Here is a 21,781-nt window from a genome sequence, read left to right as displayed (position 1 = left end):
TATCAGTTGAATGAAGGGTCGAGGAAGTCGCCGAGAGCATCGAAAAATCCGCTGAAATCGTCCCACGGGATCATGTGCCCGGCGTCCCTCGCGTGGCTGACCTGCAGGGCCGGTTGCAAGGCGCGAATCTCGGCTTCGTCTTCGGGCAGAATCACCCCGCCCTTGCCAGCGACCATCAACAGGGCGGGGCGTGTCAGCAAGGGGAAATCCTGATGGATATCGACCGTATGGAAGTCCTCGTAGGCCTTCACGATGGCGGGCTCATGGCAGGTGTGCAGCCATTCGGCGCGCAGGGCTCGCTGCTCTTCGGTCCAGGTCGGGCAGAACGTGCGCATGTCTTCGCTGTTCATGCCGTTGAGTGACTGGCGAATCGAATCGACGTACCACGGCAGCTTGCCGGGGTATTCGCGTCGGCCGGGCCCTGATACAGGTGGGTCGACCAGTACCAGGCGGCTGATCGGGGCCTGTGGGTGGCGAGTTGCGGCACGCAGAATAAAACGCGCGCCCATGGAGTGGCCGAGCAGGTGGTAGTCGGTCAGTCCGAGCGCTTGGGCAAATGCCGGGATGTCGTCAGCGCAGGTGTCGGTGTCATAAGCCAGTTGCTCCCCGGTGGACGATAGCCCGCGGCCTCGCGCGTCGAGCACGTAGGTATCGAAGTGCTCGGCAAGACGTTCAGCCACAAACCCCCAGGTGATGGCCGGGCTGGTAATGCCCGGAATCAACAGCAGCGGCTGGCCTTTGCCGCCGTAGCGCAGATAGTGCTGGCGAATGCCGTTGGCCTGGACGTTGCCGCCATGGAGGAAGTTGCTCATGCCGCCGATTCCGATTTGAGGGGATGGGAATACAGGTCGTAGCCGAAGACCCAGGCTGGATCTTCCTGGGTGCGCAGCCAGGTGTTGGCATTGGAAATCGTCTGCACGCGTGAGGCGCGTTCCTTGCGGTTGGCCTCATACAGCCGGAAGCCGGTGCTGTAGTCGTTCAGGCCGGTTTCCTGCAGGCAGCGTGCGAGCATCGCGCCGTCTTCGATGGCCATGGCTGCGCCCTGGGCCATGTGTGGCTTCATCGGGTGGCAGGCATCGCCCAGCAGCACCAGCCGGCCTTTGCTCCAGACGGGCAGGGGCTGGCGGTTGAGCAGTGGCCATTTGGTGATGGATTCGGCATTTTCGATCAGCGCCTGCACCGAAGGGTGGTAGCCCTTGAAGGTGTTGAACATTTCTTCCTTGGAGCTGCCGATGAAGCTGGCGTTGCCACCCTCCCATTCAGCCTGGGGCACCCCGCTGACGAAGTAGTACTCGTCGCGTTTGCCGGTCGTGTAATAGACCATTAGATGACGGTCTCCCGACCACCACTTCACGCAATCTTCGAAATTGAAGTCGTACTTCGCCAGTTTGCTGCTCGGGATCAGGGCGCGATGTCCGACCCAGCCACTGTAGGTCGGAGCCTCGACACCCAGCAGATGTTCACGGACTTTGGAATTGATGCCGTCGGCACCAATCACGATGTCGGCCTGGGCGTGTGTGCCGTCGGCGAATTGCAGGCGCACTTCATTGCCGGTGTCTTCGATACTGGCCAGGTGTTTGCCGAAATGCACGCTTCCCGGTTTCAAGGTCGACATTTGCAGTGCGTGCAGATCGCCGCGGTGCACGGTGATGTAGGCCGCATCGTATTCCTTGCGGGCGAACTCGCCCAGGGGAATGCGGGACAGGTATTCGCCATCGGCACTTCGGCTGAACCAGAAGTCGGGATGCGAGCCCATGTTTTCCAACTGCTTTTCAATGCCCATGCGCCGAAAGATCTTCATCACGTTCGGGCCCATATGGATGCCGGCACCCAACCGGGAGAACGCTGGGGCCTGTTCGTAGACATTCACTTCAAAACCGGCCTGTTGCAGCGAAGTAGCGGCGGCCGCGCCACCGAGGCCGGCGCCAATGATGGCAATTCGTTGTGTTGTGCGCATAACGCTCATCTCTTCCAAAGCCGATCACCCGGGAGCGGGATCGGATCGCAATTACAGTGTATGCACTCTTTTATTTTTTTTGGAAGTAGATGTTTAAAAATTCTGCGGCCAGCCTTTTTTTGCGATCGTGTTTCATTTTGGCCATGTATAGCTGGGCAGTGTTACCGATGTTCCCATTGTTATGAATGGCTTGTGTCACAGATAAAATCGATTAATATTTGCCAATAACCAATGTGTACATTATAAATTTGCACCAGTTCAGCGCCGGTCGCGCGGATTTGGTGCGTTTAATCAGCGAGAGGAGAAGCGAAATGGCTGTCAGTGATGGTGAGTTGGTTCAGATGTTCGAGCACGTGCTCAAGCTTTCGCGAGTCGACTCGAGTCAAAGCGTTGCCGTGCTTAAAAGCCACTACTCCAACCAGCGTACCGTGCGGGCCGCCACCGAGGCTGCGCAACGGCTGGGCGCCAAGGTGTATGCCGTGGAATTGCCGGCTTTCAACGCGCCGGTGGCGATGGGCAATGACATGACCGCGTATTGCGGGGATACCGCGTTGACCGGCAACCTGGCGGCCCAGCGGGCGCTGGAGGCCGCGGACCTGATTATCGACACCATGATGCTGCTGCATTCCCCCGAGCAGGAGCAGATTCTCAAGACCGGCACGCGGATTCTGCTGGCGGTGGAGCCCCCGGAAGTGCTGGCGCGGATGTTGCCGAGCGAAGCGGATAAGGTGCGGGTACTGGCGGCCGAAGAGATGCTCAAGGCCGCGCGCTCGATCACTGTGCGCTCTGGTGCCGGCAGCGATTTTCGCGCGGCGCTGGGTCAGTATCCGGCGGTGACCGAGTACGGCTTTGCCGACGAACCGGGGCGTTGGGATCACTGGCCCAGCGGCTTTCTGTTCTCCTGGCCCAACGAGGAAACCGCCGAAGGCGTGCTGGTGCTGGACATTGGCGACATCGTATTGCCGTTCAAGAACTACTGTCGCGAGCGCATCACCCTGGAAATCGAAAAGGGATTTATCACCGGTATTCACGGCGGCTTCGAGGCCCAGTACCTGCGTGAGTACATGGCCTATTTCAAGGATCCCGAGGTGTATGGCATCTCGCACATCGGCTGGGGCCTGCAGCCGCGCGCCCAATGGACTGCGATGGGCCTGCACGACAAGAACGACGGGATGTGCATGGACGCCCGCGCGTTCTATGGCAACTTCCTGTTCTCCACTGGCCCCAACACCGAGGTAGGCGGCAAGCGCAAAACCCCTTGCCACCTGGATATCCCGTTGCGCAATTGCGATATCTATCTTGATGATCAGGCCGTGGTGCTGCAGGGCGATGTGGTTGCGCCCGAAGCTTCCAGGGCTCGTTGAGCCAGGCTCGAACCCGGCTTCGATACGGCTCGCGGGGCTGTCTGAACGCGCATCGAGGCTTGGGTTGAGCTATCGTAGGTCCCCTTCCTGTTTCCTCGGACATCTCCCCACAATGCGTTCTACCGATTACTCCTACACCGATCAGGTCGGTCACTGGCTGCGCAAGGCCTACCAGCGTCATATGGCGATCTTCCAGCAAAACGTCGGCGAGTCGCAGTTGACGGCGGTTCAGTTCATTACGTTGTGTGCCATCCGCGATAACGGTCCCAGCTCCCTGAGTGAGCTGGTGAAGATGACGGCGGTCGACCAGGCGACCATACGTGGCATCATCGAGCGCTTGAAGGCCCGGGACCTGGTAGTGCTGGGGCACGATGAGCAGGATAAGCGCAAGGTGATTGTCAGCCTGTCCGAGGCAGGCCTTGCGGCCGTGGAGCAGACGGTTCCCTGTGCTCAGGAGATCAGCGAGCTGACCATGAGCAACCTCAACCCGGGTGAGCGCGTGGCCCTGATGTTTCTGTTGCGCAAAATGATTGACGATCCGCAAGAGCAAGACAGCCAGGCATAAGCACCCTCGTAAATTTTTTCCTTTTCAGGTCTTGGCACCGATTTTGCCTTTTCATGTAGTAAGCACTTCATGAGTTGGTTGGTAACATGATGAATAAGGAAGTTTCTGCGACAACGCCGGTCAGTATCGCGTGCACGGTCAACGGGCAAGCCGTGAGCTGCACAGCCATGGCGGACACGCCGCTATTGTTGATTCTTCGAAATGACCTGCTGCTGAACGGCCCCAAGTACGGTTGTGGGCTGGGTGAATGCGGCGCCTGCACCGTCATTGTCGATGGCAAGGCCGGGCGCTCCTGTGTGTTGCCGTGGGCCGGCATGTCCGGTCGCAACATCACCACGCTCGAAGGCCTGGGTTCCCGAGCGCTGTTGCATCCGGTTCAGCAGGCGTTTATCGAGGAGCAGGCGGCCCAATGTGGCTATTGCCTCAATGGCATGATCATGACCACCAAGGCCCTGCTTGATCGTAACCCCACTCCCAGTGATGAAGAGATACGGCGGGCGCTGGCGGCCAACCTGTGCCGCTGCGGCACTCACCTCGAAATTCTCAAGGCGGTGCAGCGCGCCGTTCAGCTTTGCCGGGAGTGCCCTCACCGTGACTGATGCAATTTCTACTGTTCCTACCCAGGCGCAACTGCGCGCACGCGATGGCGTTTTACTGGTGGTCAATCAGATTCAGCCGCCCTCAGGGCCTGTACCCAAGGGCCAACAGCCGGTGCTCAAACCCATGGAGCTTGGGCTGTTTATTGCCCTGTGCGACAACGGCGAGTTCTATGCCTTCAACGGTCACGTAGACCTGGGCACAGGTATACAGACTTCATTGGCGCAAATCGTGGCAGAAGAGCTTGACCTGCGCATGGACCAATTGCGCATGGTGCTCGGCGATACTTCGCGAGCGCCTAACCAGGGTGCAACCATTGCCAGCGCCACCTTGCAGATCTCGGCGATTCCATTGCGCAATGCGGCGGCGGAGGCGCGCCGTTGGCTGCTGGAAGCGGCGGCGCAGCGCTGGGGTGTGGAAGTCGCCAGTTTGCGCATCGAGGCAGGCTGCATTCTGGGGCCGCAGGCCCGGCAGATTCCGTTCGAGGCTTTGATCAAGGGACTGCACGTTGAGCTGAGCATTTCGGGTAATGCGCCACTCAAGGCGGTCGAAGACTATCGACTGGTCGGGCAGAGTTCTTCCCGGATCGACATCCCGGCCAAGGCCACCGGTGAGTGCACGTTTGTCCATGACATGCGCGTGCCCGGAATGCTGCATGGGCGCATGGTTCGGCCGCCCTATGATGGCTACGACACCGGCCCTTTTGTCGGCACCAGTTTGCTCGGCGTCGATGAGTCTTCGATCGCGCACTTGCCCGGCATTGTGGCAGTGGTGGTTCTCGGCGATTTTGTCGGTGTGGTCGCCGAGCGCGAGGAGCAGGCGATCAAGGCGGCGAATGAGCTCAAGGTCAGCTGGAAACCCTGGCAGCATCACCTGCCGGATCTGCAGAATGTCGAACAGGCGATTCGTGACAATCCGCACATCGAAAGGGTCGTGCACGACACCGGCAATGTCGATGCTGCGCTCGCCTCGGTCAACCGTCGATTGACTCGCAACTATCTGTGGCCCTACCAACTGCACGCCTCCATCGGGCCGTCCTGCGCGGTAGCCGATTACCATCCCGAGGGCACGCGCCTGTGGTCCGGCACGCAGAACCCGCACCTGTTGCGGGCGGATCTGGCCTGGCTGCTGGAGTGTGACGAGCAACTGATCGAAATCATCCGCATGGAAGCCTCTGGCTGTTATGGGCGCAACTGCGCAGATGACGTGTGTGCCGATGCGTTGTTGCTTTCGCGGGCGGTCGGCAAGCCGGTGCGCGTGCAATTGACGCGTGCACAGGAGCACGTCTGGGAGCCCAAGGGCACGGCCCAGTTGATGGAGGTGGACGGCGGCATCGATGCTGCCGGCGACCTGGCGGTCTATGACTTTCGCACCAGTTATCCCTCCAACGGTGCGCCGAACCTCGCATTGCTGCTGACGGGCCGTATAGAACCTGTACCCGTTATTTATGAAATGGGCGACCGCACCTCCATCCCGCACTATGAGTACCCCGAGCTGCGCGTGCGCATCAATGATATGGCGCCTATCGTGCGGGCGTCCTGGTTGCGCGGGGTCTCGGCGCTGCCGAACGTGTTTGCCCATGAGTCGTATATCGACGAGCTGGCCTTCGAGGCCGGGGTTGACCCGGTAGAGTACCGCCTGCGTTACCTGCCGGACGAGCGCGCTGCCGAGCTGGTGCGCTCCACTGCCCAGCGGGCGGCCTGGACCCCGCGCACCGAGCCCTGCCAGACGCCGGCCGAAGATGGCGTGCTGCGTGGGCGCGGATTTGCCTATGCGCGTTACATCCACAGCAAGTTCCCGGGCTTTGGTGCGGCATGGGCTGCGTGGGTGGCGGATGTGGCAATCGACAAGGCCACCGGTGAGGTGGCGGTGACCCGGGTGGTGGTGGGGCATGATGCCGGAATGATGATCAACCCGGCCGGTGTGCAGCATCAGATCCACGGTAATGTCATGCAGTCCACCAGCCGGGTGCTCAAGGAACAGGTGACATTCGAGGAATCGCGGGTGTCGAGCAAGGAGTGGGGCGGTTACCCGATTCTGACCTTTCCCGAGTTGCCGGCTGTCGATGTGATGATGATGCCACGACAGAGTGAGCCACCCCTCGGGGCCGGTGAGTCCGCGTCGGTACCCAGCGCAGCCGCTATTGCCAACGCGATTTTCGATGCCACGGGCATTCGTTTTCGTGAGCTGCCGATTACGCCCGAGCGAGTGCTGGCAGCGCTCAAGCTCAAAGAGCCAGCTGATCCTCAAGACCCGATTGGTTTGCCTTACGCTGCCCCGGTCAAATCGAAGCGGCGTAAATGGCTATTCGGCGGGGTCGCGGGCCTGTTCGGCGCAGCCATGGGCATTGGCCTGACGGCGATGCCGTGGCGCCTGGAAATTCCCAGGGTTGCAGCGCCCGCTGCGGGAACCTGGAGCGCTGCCACTCTGGAGCGTGGCCGGCTGCTGGCTGAAGCGGGCGATTGTGCGGTCTGCCACACCGGCCCCAACGGCACTGTCAATGCCGGTGGGCTGGCCATGGACACACCGTTCGGCAAGCTCTACAGCAGCAATATCACTCCGGATCCGGCGACGGGTATTGGCAACTGGTCATTCAGTGCTTTTGATCGAGCCATGCGCCAGGGGGTCAGCCGTGATGGAAAACACCTGTATCCGGCCTTTCCCTACACGGCCTTTCGCAACATGAAAGAGGCCGACATGCAGGCGCTCTACGCCTACCTGATGTCCCAACCGGCGGTATCGAGCACGCCGCCGGCCAATAGCATGAGCTTTCCGTTCAATGTTCGCCCGTTGATGGCTGGCTGGAACAGTTTGTTTCTCGGCCGGGGTGAGTATCAGGACGTTCCCGGGCAGAGCGAGCAGTGGAACCGCGGCAACTACCTGGTCAATGGACTGGGGCACTGCGCGGCCTGTCATTCGCCGCGCAACCTGATGGGGGCAGAGAAGGGTGGTCGTGCGTTTCTGGCGGGCGCGGTTGTCGACGGCTGGGAAGCGCCACCATTGGCGGGCATGGCTACAGCATCGGTGCCCTGGAGCGAAGAGCAGTTGGTCGAGTACATGCGCACGGGCTTCTCCAATGGGCATGGCGTGGCAGCCGGTCCCATGGGACCGGTGGTGTCCGGGTTGGCGATGCTGCCTGAGTCGGATGTTCGGGCGATTGCCAATTACCTGATATCGCTGCCGGGTGAAAAACTGGCGGCGCAGCGCACGCCGGCCAAGGTCAATGTGAGCCTGCGGGTGGCCGATCTGGCGGCAGGACGGAGGATTTTCGAAGGCGCGTGCCTGGGCTGTCACAGTGCCGCGCAAGGCGGCCCGGTTCTGTTCGGTGTCAGCCCGTCCATGGCGGCCAACACCGGCGTGCACAGTGAGCGGCCCAACAACCTGATCCAGGTGATATTGCAGGGAATTGAAAGCCCGGCGAACGGTGACCTGGGGTACATGCCGGCGTTCAAGGCGAGTTTTTCCGACACTCAGGTAGCGGATCTGGTGGCGTACCTGCGGGCAGAGTTCGCCCCGCAGAAGTCTGCCTGGCCAGAACTGACCAAACAGGTTGCGTGGCTGCGTGCCAATCCGGGCAGCCATTGAGACAGACGCCTAGTGATCAATCTCCGGTGTTTTACGAAGCCCCCGTAACACCTGGTCGCACGCATAGCTCAACCATTGCTCCCTGGCATCCTGGCGGGTCAGGTCGGTGTCCAGGAACGCGCCCAGGGTGTGGAGGTTGGAGTTATAGAAATAACAAAGCGAGGAAATGAGCAGGTAGACATGATTGATTGTGACGTCTCGACGAAACAGGCCCTGTGACTGGCCAGATTCGATGATCGGCGCAAGATTACCCAGCGCTTCTCCGGAAAGGGCCTTGAGCACGGGTGACTTTCTGGAGTGGCTCGCCTTGTGCAGGTTCTCGGTGTTGAGGATGCTGATGAACTCCGGGTGTTGAATGTAGTAATTCCACACGAAACCAATCAATTGCTGCAGTGCGGCAACCGGGTCACTGAGATCGAAACGCTGGCGACCCTGTGCTTCGTTGAAGCTGCAGTAGATACTTTCCAGTACGCGGATGAACAATTGCTCCTTGCTTTTGAAGTAGTAGTAGATCATCCGGTCATTGGATTTTGCCAATCTCGAGATTTTCTCGATGCGCCCTCCCGAAAAACCGTCCTGGCTGAAAACACGTATGGCGGCCTTCAGAATGCGCGCACGGGTCAAATCCGCTTGCTGGGCGCGGACTCCTGTATTTGAAATGGGCATTGGCTCTCCTGGGCGTACGGATGATCCATGATACGACATGATGCAAAAAGGACTGGCGCGTCAACTCGCTAAAAATGTCCGATCAACCCGCTCTCTGGGCAAGCAGCCCTGACCAAAAACGGTCGGTGAGACAGGGCCGCTAGTGTCTCCATAAATGGGGCATTTCACCCACCCAGCCGGGTATTTACCACCTGATTTGAGGAATATTCCCCTCACCCTTTTTCTCGCTTGAAACACTCAGAAACATCTTTTTAATTAATTTGAACTTTTTCTTCGCCCTATTGAAATGGCTCATTAGTTGCACTCCCTTGGTACCCACAACCGCTGTCGTCCCGGACATCATGGAGACGGCTGGGTTTGCCGATTCGGCATGACGCGAGGGGTAAAAATTGAAATGCGGGCAGCTCCATGCAGCTCCATCGCCTCTTATGAGGAGTTCCTATGAGTTCCATGATCAAGATTGGCATCGTTGATGATCACCCGCTGTTAAGGGATGGGGTCACAATGGCGCTGAAGAAAATAGCTGACTTTCAGGTGGTCGGGCAGGGTGGGTCTGCCGATGATGCCCTGGAAATTGCCGCTCGTTTTGCTCCGAATGTTTTGCTGATGGATGTAAATATGCCGGGCGATAGCTTTGCTGCCGTGCGAGCGATCTCAGCTTCTTCGCCGGCAGTTAAAGTTTTGATGCTGACGGTATCTGAGTCCACCGAGGATGCTTACTGCGCCCTCGAAGCGGGCGCGCAGGGATATGCGTTGAAAGGCATAAGCGGTCGAGAGCTTGTCCAAGCCATCAGAAATGTTGCCGGTGGTGAAACCTTCATTACACCCAAGCTTGCCAGCAAGCTGTTAAGCAATTTCAGAAAGCATGCGGGTGATAAGCAAAAGGTCGAGCTGACCCATCGCGAAGAACAAGTTATCCGGGAAGTATCGAAGGGCCTGACTAACCGCGAGGTTGCTATCAAGCTTGAGCTCTGCGAGAAGACAATCAAGCACTACATGACGAATGTCATGTACAAGCTACGCGTTCGTAACCGGACGCAGGCAGTCGCAGCAGTGAGACGGCATTGGGAGAGTGACCATATACCTGGCTTATGTGGTGCTCTTCAACGGCGCGACTTGAATGACAATGGCAAGACAAATAACGGGCCATAAGCGCTTTCGGTTACTTGGGTGCAACGAACACTTTGGCACGGGTGATCAGATTTTGAACTGCGCCCTGGCTTTGGTTCCTGCATGGGGCGCCGATTCAATGATGAATATTCCGCCGAGGGATTCGACTCGATAGCGCATGCCGACAAGACCCAGATGAGTTCTACCTCGACCTGGCACACTCGGTTTCTCGGTTGAAATACCCACTCCCGCATCCTCGACTTGTACTTCCAGTAGCCCTTCGCAGTGAGAGGCGCTGAGTTTTTGGCCTTTTCCTCCGGCGTGAATATAGGCATTGCTCAATGCTTCCTGGGCGAAGCGGTAAATACACATTTTATGCGCTATCGGTACATCGTCTGGAAGAGTATCAAGCTCCAGTTCGACTCGCGTCTCGGTTCGCTCTTCGTGCCGCTCGGCAAGCAATACCAGCGCATCGTGCAGGGTCAGATCATTGACTTCCGGAAGTGCCAGACCGAGTGATATTTCCCGCACTTCGTTTAAAGCATCCTCGCCGGCACGCCTGATCATTTCGAGGACTTCCCCATCTGGGGCGCCCTCCGAATCTTCGAGCTCTTCAAGGCGCAGGAGAATAAGTGACAACAACTGGGCAGGACCATCATGAAGATCTGCTCCGATCCGACGAAGAGTGAGTTCATTGATTCTGGAAAATTCGCGATTGGCTGTAGTGACTTTGCGCTGAAGGGCGGCATTATTTGAGTGCAACCTGGCTTGTTCATGCATTCGCCATTCAAGTGCTGTTTCATGCTGTTTTATTATCTTGTCGCCACGCCGAACGATAAAAAATAACAGCAAAAGCATGGCCATCGTTGCTGCCCCAACAATCGCCCATACTTTCTTGCGAATGTTATTGATTTCGCGCTGTAACGCTTCCGCGGTTTCGTAGAACTCGCCCACCGCAACAATCTTTCCAGTACCTGTTTCGCGCAGTGGAGCAAAAATTTCATAGAACGGAATATTCAGGCTTCGCTCAAAAGCATCGTCAGTATCATCCTCAAAATCATTGTCCAGTTCTGTATAGATCTTGCCTGTCAGCGCCAGTGAGATCTCCTCTGTCGGAAATTTTTTTTGGACCGCGGATTTGTCGGCGCTGTAGACAATCGTGCCGTCTGGAAGCCAGATCTTCACCGAGACAACATGTGTACTCAACGAAGTGCTAGACAACAGGTGATCAATAGTCTGAATAGTTCCATCGGGGAGTTCTTTGGCAGTGGTTAATCCTTGGACGAAAGGTTCGAGAAAGTTCTGCATATAACGCGCCCCCGTCTCTGCCGCCGTTTGAACCGTTGCATCTTCGATACTCCGGCTTACGAGGTTTCCAACGAACGTCATGGTCAAGCCCAGAATTATTGTGGCGCAGATCACGAACTGGGTTGAGCGGCTTAAATGGCGCAATTTCGCACGCGGGCTCTGTCTCCCGGGCACTGCGCCACTGGACGTTTGGTCAGTGTCTGGTTCGACCAAGGTCTGATCCGATTCTTTGACCAAGGTCTCAGAATTTGACTGGGCTTTCGTCTCTGTACACATCCGGGTAGCACCTCAATACTCATTTTTAATGGAGTGTATAGCTAGCGTTTGAGGTTGAAGGCGGGAGGCGCGATGAATAGTTTAAAAAGATTCTCTATCAATCTGGGTAATCGCTATTTCTGGCAAAAACAGCCGGGGCTTATTACCAATAGTGTGGTCGGCCATTCGCACCCTGGCATTCAAGTCAAACTCAGTTCACTTGAAATCTTTGTTGAGAAAACGCTCCAGTACAACAGTTCGGGTGTTCCACTCAATCAGAACCAAACCTATGGTGCTAATGATTTCCCGACTCCACCACCAAGCGTGTGGAACCGGTCTCCAATACATACTAGTCAATTCGTAGTCGATGCCAATTTTCTCATGGATAAAAGGCGTGTTGACGAAACCGCATGGACGCAGAACCGTGCCATCACCCCTCAGGAAGTCCCGGACTATGGCGATCTTCGCGAGCATATTCCGGCCAATGACTCTGATCGCTGGATGTGTGGCATCTGTGACAAGCCGCCTATGTCTGAGAGAGCATCATGTACAGATGCATAGAGCGCCGATACGTGACGGGGCCTTTAGTTAGTTGCACCTTCTATTCAACCTGCGTTCATGGGCCGTCGCCTCCTTGAGGCGCAACACCAGCCTATAAATACGGTTGCCATGGGGCATTGATCCTCAGTTGAGCACTGCTGATCGCACGCGATTCAGTAAGGGCTCTGTGCGGCCGTGGTACCAGGTCCCGTCGTTCAATTTTCGATTTTTATTTATGGGGTCCAGCACTAAACCACGCGTTTGCAGCCGTGTTTTATGCGTGTGGTTTCCTGATTAGTCGAGCATCGAGGAAACAGCCATGGCCAGCTTCATCAAGTCCGATCTCGAGTTCATTCTCGAACAAATTTTCATCGCCGAACGGCATGCGGCAGGCGCGAGTCTGGCTGACATGCTGCCGAACGTAGAAGTACCTTTCGGCCTGCGCACCGTCTCCGGCATCTACAACAACCTGGCCGATCCCCAGATCCAGTTCGGCGCCGCCGACAACTTCTTCCCGCGCATGACGACGCCGCTGTTCAATACCGCGCAGGTCCAGCCGGCCGGCTTCTTCGGCCCCGCCGATCCTGGCGGAACCACGCCGACCTCCTACCTGCAGACCAGCGGTGCCGTCTTCGACTCGCAGCCGCGCACCATCAGCAACCTGATCGTGGACCAGACGGCCAACAATCCGGCGGCGGTCGCGGCCGCAGCGGCCAACCCGGGTTCACAGGTCGTCACCAGCCCCGGTCTGGATGGCCTGTTCGGTACCGCCGATGACATTTCCGTCTTCCAGATTCCTAATATCACGCCGGACGCGGGCCTGACCGTGCCCTTCAACGCCTGGATGACCTTCTTCGGCCAGTTTTTCGACCACGGCCTCGACCTGGTCACCAAGGGCGGCAGCGGCACGGTGTTCATTGCGCTGCAGCCCGACGATCCACTGTTCGTGCCGGGTAGCCCGACCAACTTCATGGTGCTGACGCGGGCCACCAATCTGCCCGGTCCCGACGGCATCCTCGGCACGGCCGACGACATCCACGAACAGCAAAACACCACCTCGCCGTTTGTCGACCAGAACCAGACCTACAGCTCGCATCCCTCGCACCAGGTGTTCCTGCGTGCCTATGAGCTCAACGCCGCCGGCGATCCGGTGGCCACCGGCAAGCTGATTACCAATCGTGACCTGGGTGTCGATGGTGTGTTCGGCACCGGCGACGACGTCGAAATCGGTGGCATGGCCACCTGGAAGGTGGTCAAGGCCCAGGCCCATGATCTGCTCGGGATCAACCTGACCGATGCTGAGGTGTTCGACCTGCCGCTGCTGGCGACCGATGCCTATGGCAACTTCATCAAGGGGCCCAACGGCCTTCCGCAAGTCGTGATGAAAGGCGCGGATGGCATTGCCGGCACCGCCGACGACGTGCTCGTCGAGGGTAATCGGGCCGCGCCAATCAGCCTGACGAACGCCGTGCGCACCGGCCACCAGTTCCTCATCGACATTGCGCACAGCGCCGATCCGACCGGCGGCCTGACGCCTGACGCGGACACCGTCATTGGCGGCCCGCAAGCCCCCGGCACCTACGACAACGAGTTGCTGGATGCGCACTACATCGCCGGCGATGGCCGCGTCAACGAGAACATCGGCCTGACCACCGTCCACTCCGTCTTCCACCACGAGCACAACCGGCTGGTTGACCAGACCAAGGCGACGGTACTGGCCTCCGCCGACCTCGATTTCCTGAACAAATGGCTGATGCCCGACGCGCAACTGGCGGCGTTGCCTGTGACGCCGGCCGACATCGCGGCCCTGCACTGGAACGGCGAGCGGTTGTTCCAGGCGGCCAAGTTCGGCACCGAGATGCAGTACCAGCACCTGGTGTTCGAAGAGTTCGCGCGCACCATCCAGCCGCAAGTGGACGTCTTCCTGGCACCCATGGGCAACGACACCACGATCAACCCGGCGATCGTCGCCGAGTTCGCGCACACGGTCTTTCGCTTCGGTCACTCGATGCTGGTGGAGACGGTCGATCGTTTCGATGCCAACTTCAACGTCGTCGGCGACGGCAATCCGGCTGCCCTGGGCAATCAACAGACCGGCCTGATCGCGGCCTTCCTCAACCCGCTGGCATTTGCTGCGAGCGGCCCCTCCCCTGAGCAGGCGGCAGGCGCCATCGTTCGCGGCCTGACCCGCCAGGTCGGCAACGAGATCGACGAGTTCGTGACCGACGCGGTGCGCAACAACCTGGTCGGCCTGCCGCTGGACCTGGCCGCGCTCAACCTGGCGCGCGGCCGCGACACCGGCATTCCGTCGCTGAACGCGGCGCGGCGCGAGTTCTACCACATGACCGGCGACAGCCAGTTGACCCCCTACACGAGCTGGGCCGATTTCGTGCAGCACATGAAGCACCCGGAATCGCTGATCAATTTCATCGCCGCCTACGGCACGCATTCAACCATCACTGGCGCTACGACGATGGCGGCCAAGCGCGCCGCGGCTGCGGATCTCGTGCTCGGCGGCGCCACGGCGCCGGCTGATCGCCTCGACTTCTTGAACAGTACCGGCGTCTGGAGCAGCAATGCCGGTGCGGACGGAATCCTGCACACCGCAGACGACGTGACCATCACCGGCCTGGACAGCGTCGACTACTGGATCGGCGGCCTGGCCGAGGAGAAGATGCCCTTTGGCGGCCTGCTGGGTTCGAGCTTCAACTTCGTCTTCGAAACCCAGTTGGAAAACCTGCAGAACGGTGACCGCTTCTACTATCTGGCCCGCACCGCAGGACTCAACTTCGGCACCGAGCTGGAGAACAATTCGTTCGCCAACCTGGTGATGCTCAACAGCGACGCAGTACACCTGCCGGCTAACATATTCCAGACACCGGCCTTCACTCTGGAGGTCGACCCGACGCACCAGTTCAACCCGAGTGTGGTGGCCGGCCCGGACGGCATCGTCGGCACGGCCGACGATCTGCCCGCCAACGCCGACCCCTTTGGCCCGTCGGACCATCCGATTGGCTCACCACGGATTGACGTTCTCACGCCGCTGGTGATCCGCGACAACCCCGCCACACCGGGCCCGGATACCAACTACCTGCACTACACCGGCGGCGATACGGTCGTGCTGGGTGGTACGGCCGGCGACGACATCCTCATTGCCGGCGACTCGGACGACGACACTGTCTATGGCGATGCCGGCAACGACCGGATCGACGGCGGCTACGGCAACGACAACCTCTTCGGCGGCGCGGGTGACGACATCATCACCGACATTGGCGGCGACGACGTCATTCGCGGCGAGGATGGCAACGACGTCATCCAGGCCGGTAACTCGACCCTCGCCGGCAACAATCTGGTCATCGGCGGCGCGGGCAAAGATTTCATCATCACCACCGAAGACATCACCTTGACGTTCGCCGGTGCGGGCGACGATTTCATCCTCGGCGCCAAGGTCAACCTCGCGCCGACCGGCAACGAAGGCGATGACTGGATCGAGGGCGGCACCCAGGACGGTGCGCCCGGCGATAACATGAGCCCGACATTGTCCGACGATGTGCCCGGCAACGACATCTTCATCGGCACCGGCGGATTCGATGAAATGATCGGTGAAGGCGGCGACGACACCTTCGTCGCCAGCGACGCCCAGGACAAGATGGACGGCATGTCCGGGTTCGACTGGACCACCTACAAGAACGACAAGTACGGCGTGACCGTCGACATGGTCGTTCCCTTTTTCAGTCCGTATCACGCGGTGCCCAATGCCGCGGGCAATATCGTGGGCGCGGTGGCGCAATCGCCCGACTCGGTCTATGACCGGTTCGCGGAAGTGGAGGGCCTGTCGGGGTCGGCCTTCGCCGACTTCCTGCGCGGCGATGAACAAAACGCGGCCATCATCGCCAACGTCACGGCCAGGGGCAGCATCCTTACCAACTTCGATCTCGTCAGCGGCCTGCGGGCCTTCGTCGGCAGCGCCGGTTTCGGTGCCGACGGTGTCGGGGGGACAGCCGACGATCAGTTCGGCGCGGGCAACATCATCCTTGGCGACGATGGCAGCGACATCATCGAAGGCCGTGGCGGCAGCGACCTCATCGATGGCGACAAGTGGCTCAACGTGCGCATCAGCGTGCGTCAGAACGTGGATGGTACCGGGCCGGAGATCGCCACCTTCGAAAGCATGACGCCGATGATCCCGCTGATGTTGAACGGCACGTACAATCCCGGCCAGCTCGTCGCCGTGCGTGAGATCCTGCCGGGCGTGGGCGGCTTCGACACCGTCAACTTCATGGGCCCGCTGGCGAACTACACAGTCACCGTCAACGATAATGGCACTGCGCTCGATTTTGCCGACGACATCGTCACCGTGACCGACAATGTCGGCAAGGAAGAAACCGACCGTCTCACCCACATCGAACGGCTGCAGTTCTCCGATCAGTCCGTGGTCCTCGTGCCCGGGCTCAACGCTGAGCCGGTGGGCGCGCTGACGGTGGACAACACCGCGCCGACCGTTGGCCAGACGCTGACCGTGTCGGCGGCAGGCATCACCGATGCAGACAACGCGGGCGGGGCGATCCACAATTCCATCAGTTACATATGGCAGTTTGAAGCGACACCGGGCTCGGGCGTCTTCGAGGACATCATCCTCGGCCCAGGCCGCATCGGTATCGGGTTTGTAAGGGCGGACGCGCCCACGTTCACGGTGACGTCGGATCTCGCCGGACTGGCGCTGCGCGTCAAAGCCATTTATGCGGACGATCATGGCGTGACCGAGCAGGTATTCTCGGCACCGACCACGGCAGTAGTGACCGGGGCGCCGGCCCCCGCAGCGGCGCCTTCACTGATCGATCCGCAGACCACGGCCGCCAGCAACGGTGTGCGTTACACGCAATCCGACCTGGCGTTCATCCTTGACCAGATCAAGATAGCGGAACACCACGCGGCCGGTGAGAACCTGAACTCGCTGCTGCCGAACGTACGAGTGCCGTACGGATTGCGCACGGTCGAAGGGACGGACAACAACCTGCTCCATCCCGAGTTCGGTGCCGCCGATAACGTATTCCCGCGCCTGACCACGCCGGACTTGCGCACGACCGACGCCGGCACGAGCTACACCCAGACCAGCGGCCTGGTGATCGATTCGCAGCCGCGCACCATCAGCAACCTGATTGTCGACCAGACCGCCAACAACCCGGCGGCGGTCGCGGCCACGTTTGATCCGGGCCTGGATGGCGTCCTCGGCACCGCTGACGATGTCCTCAAGGCCGGTGCGCAGGTGGTTACCGGAACCCGCACCGACGGCACGACGTTCCAGACCTTCTTCGACCCGAACGTGAGCCCCGACGCGGGCCTGACCGCGCCCTTCAACCAATGGATGACGTTCTTTGGCCAGTTCTTCGACCATGGCCTGGACCTCGTCACCAAGGGCGGCTCGGGCACCGTGTTCGTTCCGCTGCAGCCGGATGACCCGCTGTTCGTGCCCGGTAGCCCGACCAACTTCATGGTGCTGACGCGCGCCACCAATCAGCCCGGCCCCGACGGCATCCTGGGCACGGCCGACGACATCCACGAGAACACCAACACCACCTCGCCGTTTGTCGACCAGAACCAGACCTACAGCTCGCATCCTTCGCACCAGGTGTTCCTGCGTGCCTATGAGCTCAACGCAGCGGGCGATCCGGTGGCCACCGGCAAGTTGATCGAAAATCGTGATCTGGGCGCCGATGGCGTGTTCGGTACGGCCGACGACGTCGGGATCGGTGGCATGGCCACCTGGAAGGTGGTCAAGGCGCAAGCCCATGATCTGCTCGGCATCAACCTCACCGATGCCGATTTCAACAACGTGCCATTGCTGGCGACCGACGCCTACGGCAATTTCATCAAGGGTCCGAATGGTTTCCCACAGGTGGTGATGTTGGGCCCGGACGGCATTGCCGGCACGGCCGACGATGTGCTCGTTGAAGGCAATCCGGCGGCGCCCATCAGCCTGGTCAACGCCGCGCGCACCGGCCATGCCTTCCTCAACGACATCGCGCACACCGCCGTTCCGATCGACGACCAGACCGGCGCAGCACTCCTGCCCGATGCGGACAATATCGTGGGTGGTACACCTGCGCCGGGCTTCTACGACAACGAACTGCTGGACGCGCACTACATTGCCGGCGACGGCCGGGTCAACGAGAACATCGGCCTGACCACCGTCCATTCGATCTTTCACCATGAGCACAACCGCTTGGTCGATCACACCATGGCGGTGGCCCTGGCGACAGCGGCAAGCGGCGACGTGTCCTTCCTGAACGAGTGGCTGCTGACGCCCGTCACTGCCGTTCCCGCCGATACCTCGACCCTCGACTGGAACGGTGAGCGCCTGTTCCAGACGGCGAAGTTCGGCACCGAGATGCAGTACCAGCACCTGGTGTTCGAGGAGTTCGCGCGCACGATCCAGCCGATGGTCGATCCCTTCTTCGCCCCGGGCCAGGTGTACGACACCGCGATCGATCCAAGCATCGTTGCCGAGTTCGCGCACACCGTCTATCGCTTCGGGCACTCGATGCTGCTGGAGCAGGTCGACCGGCTGGATCCGAACTTCGCCTCGAGCGATATCGGGCTGATTCAGGCCTTCCTCAACCCGCTCGAGTTCGCGGGCAGCGGTCCGACCCCGGAACAGGCGGCTGGTGCCATCGTGCGCGGCGTAACCCGCCAGGTGGGTAACGAGATCGACGAGTTCGTCACCGAAGCCCTGCGCAATAACCTGCTGGGCCTGCCGCTCGATCTGCCCGCCATCAACCTGGCGCGCGGCCGCGATACCGGTATACCGTCGCTGAACGCTGCGCGGCGGGAGTTCTATGGGCCCACCGGCGACGCAGAGCTCAAGCCCTACACCAGCTGGGCCGATTTTGTGCAGCACATGAAGCATCCGGAATCGCTGATCAACTTCATCGCCGCCTACGGTACGCACGCGACCATCACCGGCGCCATCACGCTGGCGGACAAGCGCGCCGCGGCTGCGGACCTGGTGTTAGGCGGCGCGACCGCACCGGCCGACCGTGTCGACTTCCTGAACAGCACGGGTGTCTGGGCCAGCAACGCCGGCGCGGACGGTATTTTGAACACCGCAGACGACGTGACCATCACCGGCCTGGACAACGTCGACTTCTGGGTTGGCGGACTGGCCGAGGAGAAGATGCCCTTCGGCGGCATGCTCGGCTCGACCTTCAACTTCGTCTTCGAGAACCAGATGGAGAAACTCCAGGACGGAGACCGCTTCTACTATCTGGAGCGTACCGCCTCGATGGACTTTGGCGCGGAGCTTGAGAACAACACGTTCTCCGCGCTGGTCATGGCCAATACCGATGCAACACACCTCTCGGCCAGGGTTTTCCTGACGCCGGCCTACATCCTGGAAACCGACCAGACGCGCCAGTACAACCCGAGTGTGGTGGCCGGGCCCGACGGCATCGTCGGCACGGTCGATGATCTGCCAGTCAACGCCGATCCCTTTGGCCCGTCGGTCCACCCGATTGGCTCACCGCGCACTGATTTTCTGACGCCGCTGGTGATCCGCGACAACCCCGCCACGCCGGGTCTGGATACCAACTACCTGCACTACACCGGCGCTGATACGGTCGTGCTCGGCGGCACGCCCGGCAACGATATCCTCATTGCCGGCGACTCGGACGATGACACGGTCTATGGCGATGCCGGTAACGACCGGATCGATGGCGGCTACGGTAATGACCAACTCCTTGGCGGTACCGGTGACGACATCATCACCGACATCGGCGGCGACGACGTCATCCACGGCGAGGACGGCAACGACGTCATCCAGGCCGGTAACGGCCTGAACCTGATCCTCGGCCAGGCCGGACAGGACTTCATCATCACCGGCGAGGACGCGGCCGACAGCAGTGGCGGCCTGGGCAACGACTTCATCCTCGGCAGCAAGGCGAACGAGTTCGCGCGCGGCGGCGAAGGCGACGACTGGATCCAGAACGGATCCGCCGATGGCGCTGCCGGCGACAACTTCGACCCATTCGGCAACGATCCTATCAATGGCAACGATGTCTTCATGGGCGATGGAGGACCGGACAACTTCGACGGGGAAGGCGGTGATGACATCATGGTCGGCAGCCCCAGCGAGGCGGATGTTTTCATCGGGTTCTCCGGTTACGACTGGGCGACCTACAAGGACGATTCGGTCGGCGTGACCATGGACCTCAACTCCAGGCTGCGCTTCTTCGATCAACCGGCGGTGCCCGGTTCCACCGCGTCGATCCTTGCCCGCCTGGACCTGGTGGAAGGGCTGTCGGGATCGGCACACGCCGATTTCCTCAGCGGCGACGACTCCACTGCAGCATTGCTCGCCGTTGCCGGCGCCACGGGCAGCGTGCTCACCAACTTCGACCTCATCAGCGGTCTGCGGGCGTTCGTCGGCAGCGCCGGCAACGGCGCGGATGGCATCGCCGGCACGGCCGACGATAAGTTCGACGGGGGTAACATCGTCCTGGGTGGCGCCGGTAGCGACGTGCTCCAAGGCCGTGGCGGCGATGACCTCATCGACGGCGACAAGTGGCTCAACGTGCGCATCAGTGTGCGGCAGAACATCGATGGCACCGGACCGGAAATCGCCAGCTTCGACAGCATGACGCCGCTGGTCCCGCTTATGTTGAACGGCACCTATAACCCCGGCCAGCTCCAGGTCGTCCGCGAAATCCTGACGGCGACCGGTCCCGACTTCGACACCGCGCTGTTCTCCGGCAATTTGGCGGATTACACCGTGGTCGAAAACGTCAACGGCACCGTTACGGTCACCGACAGTGTCGCTGGCAGGGACGGCACCGACACCCTCAGCAATATCGAGCGGGTGCAGTTCTCCGATCAGTCGATCGTGCTCGGCGGTGTGAACTCAGAGCCAGTCGGTTCGTTGAGGATCGACGATCCCACGCCCGCCGTCGGGCAGGTGCTGACGGTATCGGCGGCAGACATCACTGATGCCGACAATACCGCGACCGGCGGTGCGATCACCGGGCCCATCAGTTTCTTCTGGCAGTTCGAACCGCGCGCGGGCTCGGGCGTCTTCGAAGACATCACCTTCTTTGCCGCCGGAGAGGTCGCGCGCGCGGAGGGCACGACCGTCACGGTGGGTTCGGAACTCAGGGTCCCACCACCGGCTACCCTCATTGGCGCCGTGCCGGCTATCCCGGAACTCGTCGTGGCAACCGGACTGGCTCTGCGCGTCAGGGCGGTCTACAAGGACGCCAATGGCGTGCTGGAGGAGGTGTTCTCGGCACCGACTGCACCGATCACGCCGGCCGGTACCGGCACCGTCAATGTCCTGCCGGTTGGAACGGTGCTGATCAGCGATACGACTCCGACGCCAGGCTCGGCCTTGACCGCCACGGATGCGTTCACCGACGCCAACGGGACCACGACCTCGGTGATTGCCCATCAGTGGCAGGTGGGGAACGGTGCGATCTTTGCCGACATCGCCGGCGCGACGGGCACGACCTTCACGCCCAGCCAGGCGCAGTCCGGTCAGCAACTGCGTGTCGTCGCGAGTTACACCGATGACCTCGGCACACTTGAGCGAGTCACTTCTGCCGCAACGACAGTGGTCGGTGTTGTGTTTGTCGGTACCGCGGGTGCTGACATATGGACTGGCACGCCAGGCGACGACGTGGCCAGCGCAGGTGATGGCAACGACATCCTGAACGCCTTGGGCGGCAACGACATCCTCAATGGTGACGCGGGCAATGACATTCTCATCGGGGGTGTCGGTGCCGATACCATGGCTGGAGGTCTCGGCGACGATATCTATGAAGTCACCGACCTTGGGGACGTGGT

At 60.5% G+C, this 21,781-nt stretch carries 11 protein-coding genes; 7 read left to right on the top strand and 4 right to left on the bottom strand.

The window, feature by feature from the left end; translation table 11 throughout:
* Positions 1-2: 2 nt before the first annotated feature.
* Together KGB28_RS05785 and KGB28_RS05780 are read right to left on the bottom strand one after the other, a co-directional pair.
* The gene (locus tag KGB28_RS05785; protein ID WP_223443317.1) at positions 3-812 is read right to left on the bottom strand and encodes an alpha/beta fold hydrolase; all 810 of its coding nucleotides are present in this window, start codon (positions 810-812) and stop codon (positions 3-5) included.
* On the bottom strand, positions 809-1,957 hold the full coding sequence (locus KGB28_RS05780) for an FAD-dependent monooxygenase (RefSeq protein ID WP_223443314.1): 1,149 nt from the start codon (positions 1,955-1,957) through the stop codon (positions 809-811). Before KGB28_RS05780 ends, KGB28_RS05785 begins: the two co-directional genes overlap by 4 nt.
* Before the next feature lie 311 nt (positions 1,958-2,268).
* Between KGB28_RS05780 and KGB28_RS05775 the strand changes: the two genes are divergently transcribed.
* The 4 genes from KGB28_RS05775 (at position 2,269) to KGB28_RS05760 (ending at position 8,068) form a co-directional block, all read left to right on the top strand.
* Positions 2,269-3,321 (top strand): 2,5-dihydroxypyridine 5,6-dioxygenase, encoded by a 1,053-nt coding sequence (locus tag KGB28_RS05775; protein WP_223443310.1) that lies wholly within the window; start codon positions 2,269-2,271, stop codon positions 3,319-3,321.
* A gap of 112 nt (positions 3,322-3,433) precedes the next feature.
* Positions 3,434-3,886: a MarR family winged helix-turn-helix transcriptional regulator gene (locus tag KGB28_RS05770; RefSeq protein WP_223443300.1), complete on the top strand. Its 453-nt coding sequence runs from the start codon at positions 3,434-3,436 to the stop codon at positions 3,884-3,886.
* 89 nt (positions 3,887-3,975) lie between these two features.
* Positions 3,976-4,485, top strand: a complete 510-nt coding sequence (locus KGB28_RS05765) for a (2Fe-2S)-binding protein (protein ID WP_223443470.1) — start codon at positions 3,976-3,978, stop codon at positions 4,483-4,485.
* Positions 4,478-8,068: a molybdopterin cofactor-binding domain-containing protein gene (locus tag KGB28_RS05760; RefSeq protein WP_223443298.1), complete on the top strand. Its 3,591-nt coding sequence runs from the start codon at positions 4,478-4,480 to the stop codon at positions 8,066-8,068. The genes KGB28_RS05765 and KGB28_RS05760 overlap by 8 nt, the downstream gene beginning before the upstream one ends.
* Positions 8,069-8,077: 9 nt before the next feature.
* On the opposite strand, the gene KGB28_RS05755 is transcribed toward KGB28_RS05760, so the two are convergent.
* Positions 8,078-8,734 carry a TetR family transcriptional regulator gene (locus KGB28_RS05755; protein WP_223443281.1) on the bottom strand — a complete coding sequence of 219 codons (657 nt, stop codon included), beginning with the start codon at positions 8,732-8,734 and terminating at the stop codon, positions 8,078-8,080.
* Positions 8,735-9,175: 441 nt separating this feature from the next.
* Between KGB28_RS05755 and KGB28_RS05750 the strand changes: the two genes are divergently transcribed.
* Positions 9,176-9,886, top strand: a complete 711-nt coding sequence (locus KGB28_RS05750; protein ID WP_223443268.1) for a response regulator — start codon at positions 9,176-9,178, stop codon at positions 9,884-9,886.
* A 45-nt stretch (positions 9,887-9,931) separates the two neighbouring features.
* Here the strand turns inward: KGB28_RS05750 and KGB28_RS05745 are convergent, their stop codons facing one another.
* A complete protein-coding gene (locus KGB28_RS05745; protein ID WP_223443266.1) occupies positions 9,932-11,428 on the bottom strand; it encodes a sensor histidine kinase in 1,497 nt (498 codons plus the stop codon).
* Between the two features lie 72 nt (positions 11,429-11,500).
* Here KGB28_RS05745 and KGB28_RS05740 point away from each other — a divergent pair, with 72 nt between their 5' ends.
* Together KGB28_RS05740 and KGB28_RS05735 are read left to right on the top strand one after the other, a co-directional pair.
* Entirely contained in the window at positions 11,501-11,968 is a 468-nt protein-coding gene (locus KGB28_RS05740; RefSeq protein ID WP_223443264.1) for a hypothetical protein, read from the top strand.
* A 298-nt stretch (positions 11,969-12,266) separates the two neighbouring features.
* Positions 12,267-21,781: peroxidase family protein (locus tag KGB28_RS05735; protein ID WP_223443262.1), on the top strand; the 9,515-nt coding region annotated here is incomplete at its 3' end.

It is taken from the genome of Pseudomonas sp. BF-R-19 (assembly GCF_019956445.1).
Lineage (GTDB): Bacteria > Pseudomonadota > Gammaproteobacteria > Pseudomonadales > Pseudomonadaceae > Aquipseudomonas > Aquipseudomonas fluorescens_BH.
Note: the sequence above shows the minus strand (reverse complement) of the source record. Positions and strands in the feature narration are given on the sequence as shown.

Bases quoted from the DNA above. Each gene is read 5' to 3' on its own strand.
- KGB28_RS05765 (WP_223443470.1), top strand. From the start codon at position 3,976: ATGAATAAGGAAGTTTCTGCGACAACGCCGGTCAGTATCGCGTGCACG.
- KGB28_RS05780 (WP_223443314.1), bottom strand. From the start codon at position 1,957: ATGCGCACAACACAACGAATTGCCATCATTGGCGCCGGCCTCGGTGGC.
- KGB28_RS05770 (WP_223443300.1), top strand. From the start codon at position 3,434: ATGCGTTCTACCGATTACTCCTACACCGATCAGGTCGGTCACTGGCTG.
- KGB28_RS05785 (WP_223443317.1), bottom strand. From the start codon at position 812: ATGAGCAACTTCCTCCATGGCGGCAACGTCCAGGCCAACGGCATTCGC.
- KGB28_RS05745 (WP_223443266.1), bottom strand. From the start codon at position 11,428: ATGTGTACAGAGACGAAAGCCCAGTCAAATTCTGAGACCTTGGTCAAA.
- KGB28_RS05755 (WP_223443281.1), bottom strand. From the start codon at position 8,734: ATGCCCATTTCAAATACAGGAGTCCGCGCCCAGCAAGCGGATTTGACC.
- KGB28_RS05750 (WP_223443268.1), top strand. From the start codon at position 9,176: ATGAGTTCCATGATCAAGATTGGCATCGTTGATGATCACCCGCTGTTA.
- KGB28_RS05740 (WP_223443264.1), top strand. From the start codon at position 11,501: ATGAATAGTTTAAAAAGATTCTCTATCAATCTGGGTAATCGCTATTTC.
- KGB28_RS05775 (WP_223443310.1), top strand. From the start codon at position 2,269: ATGGCTGTCAGTGATGGTGAGTTGGTTCAGATGTTCGAGCACGTGCTC.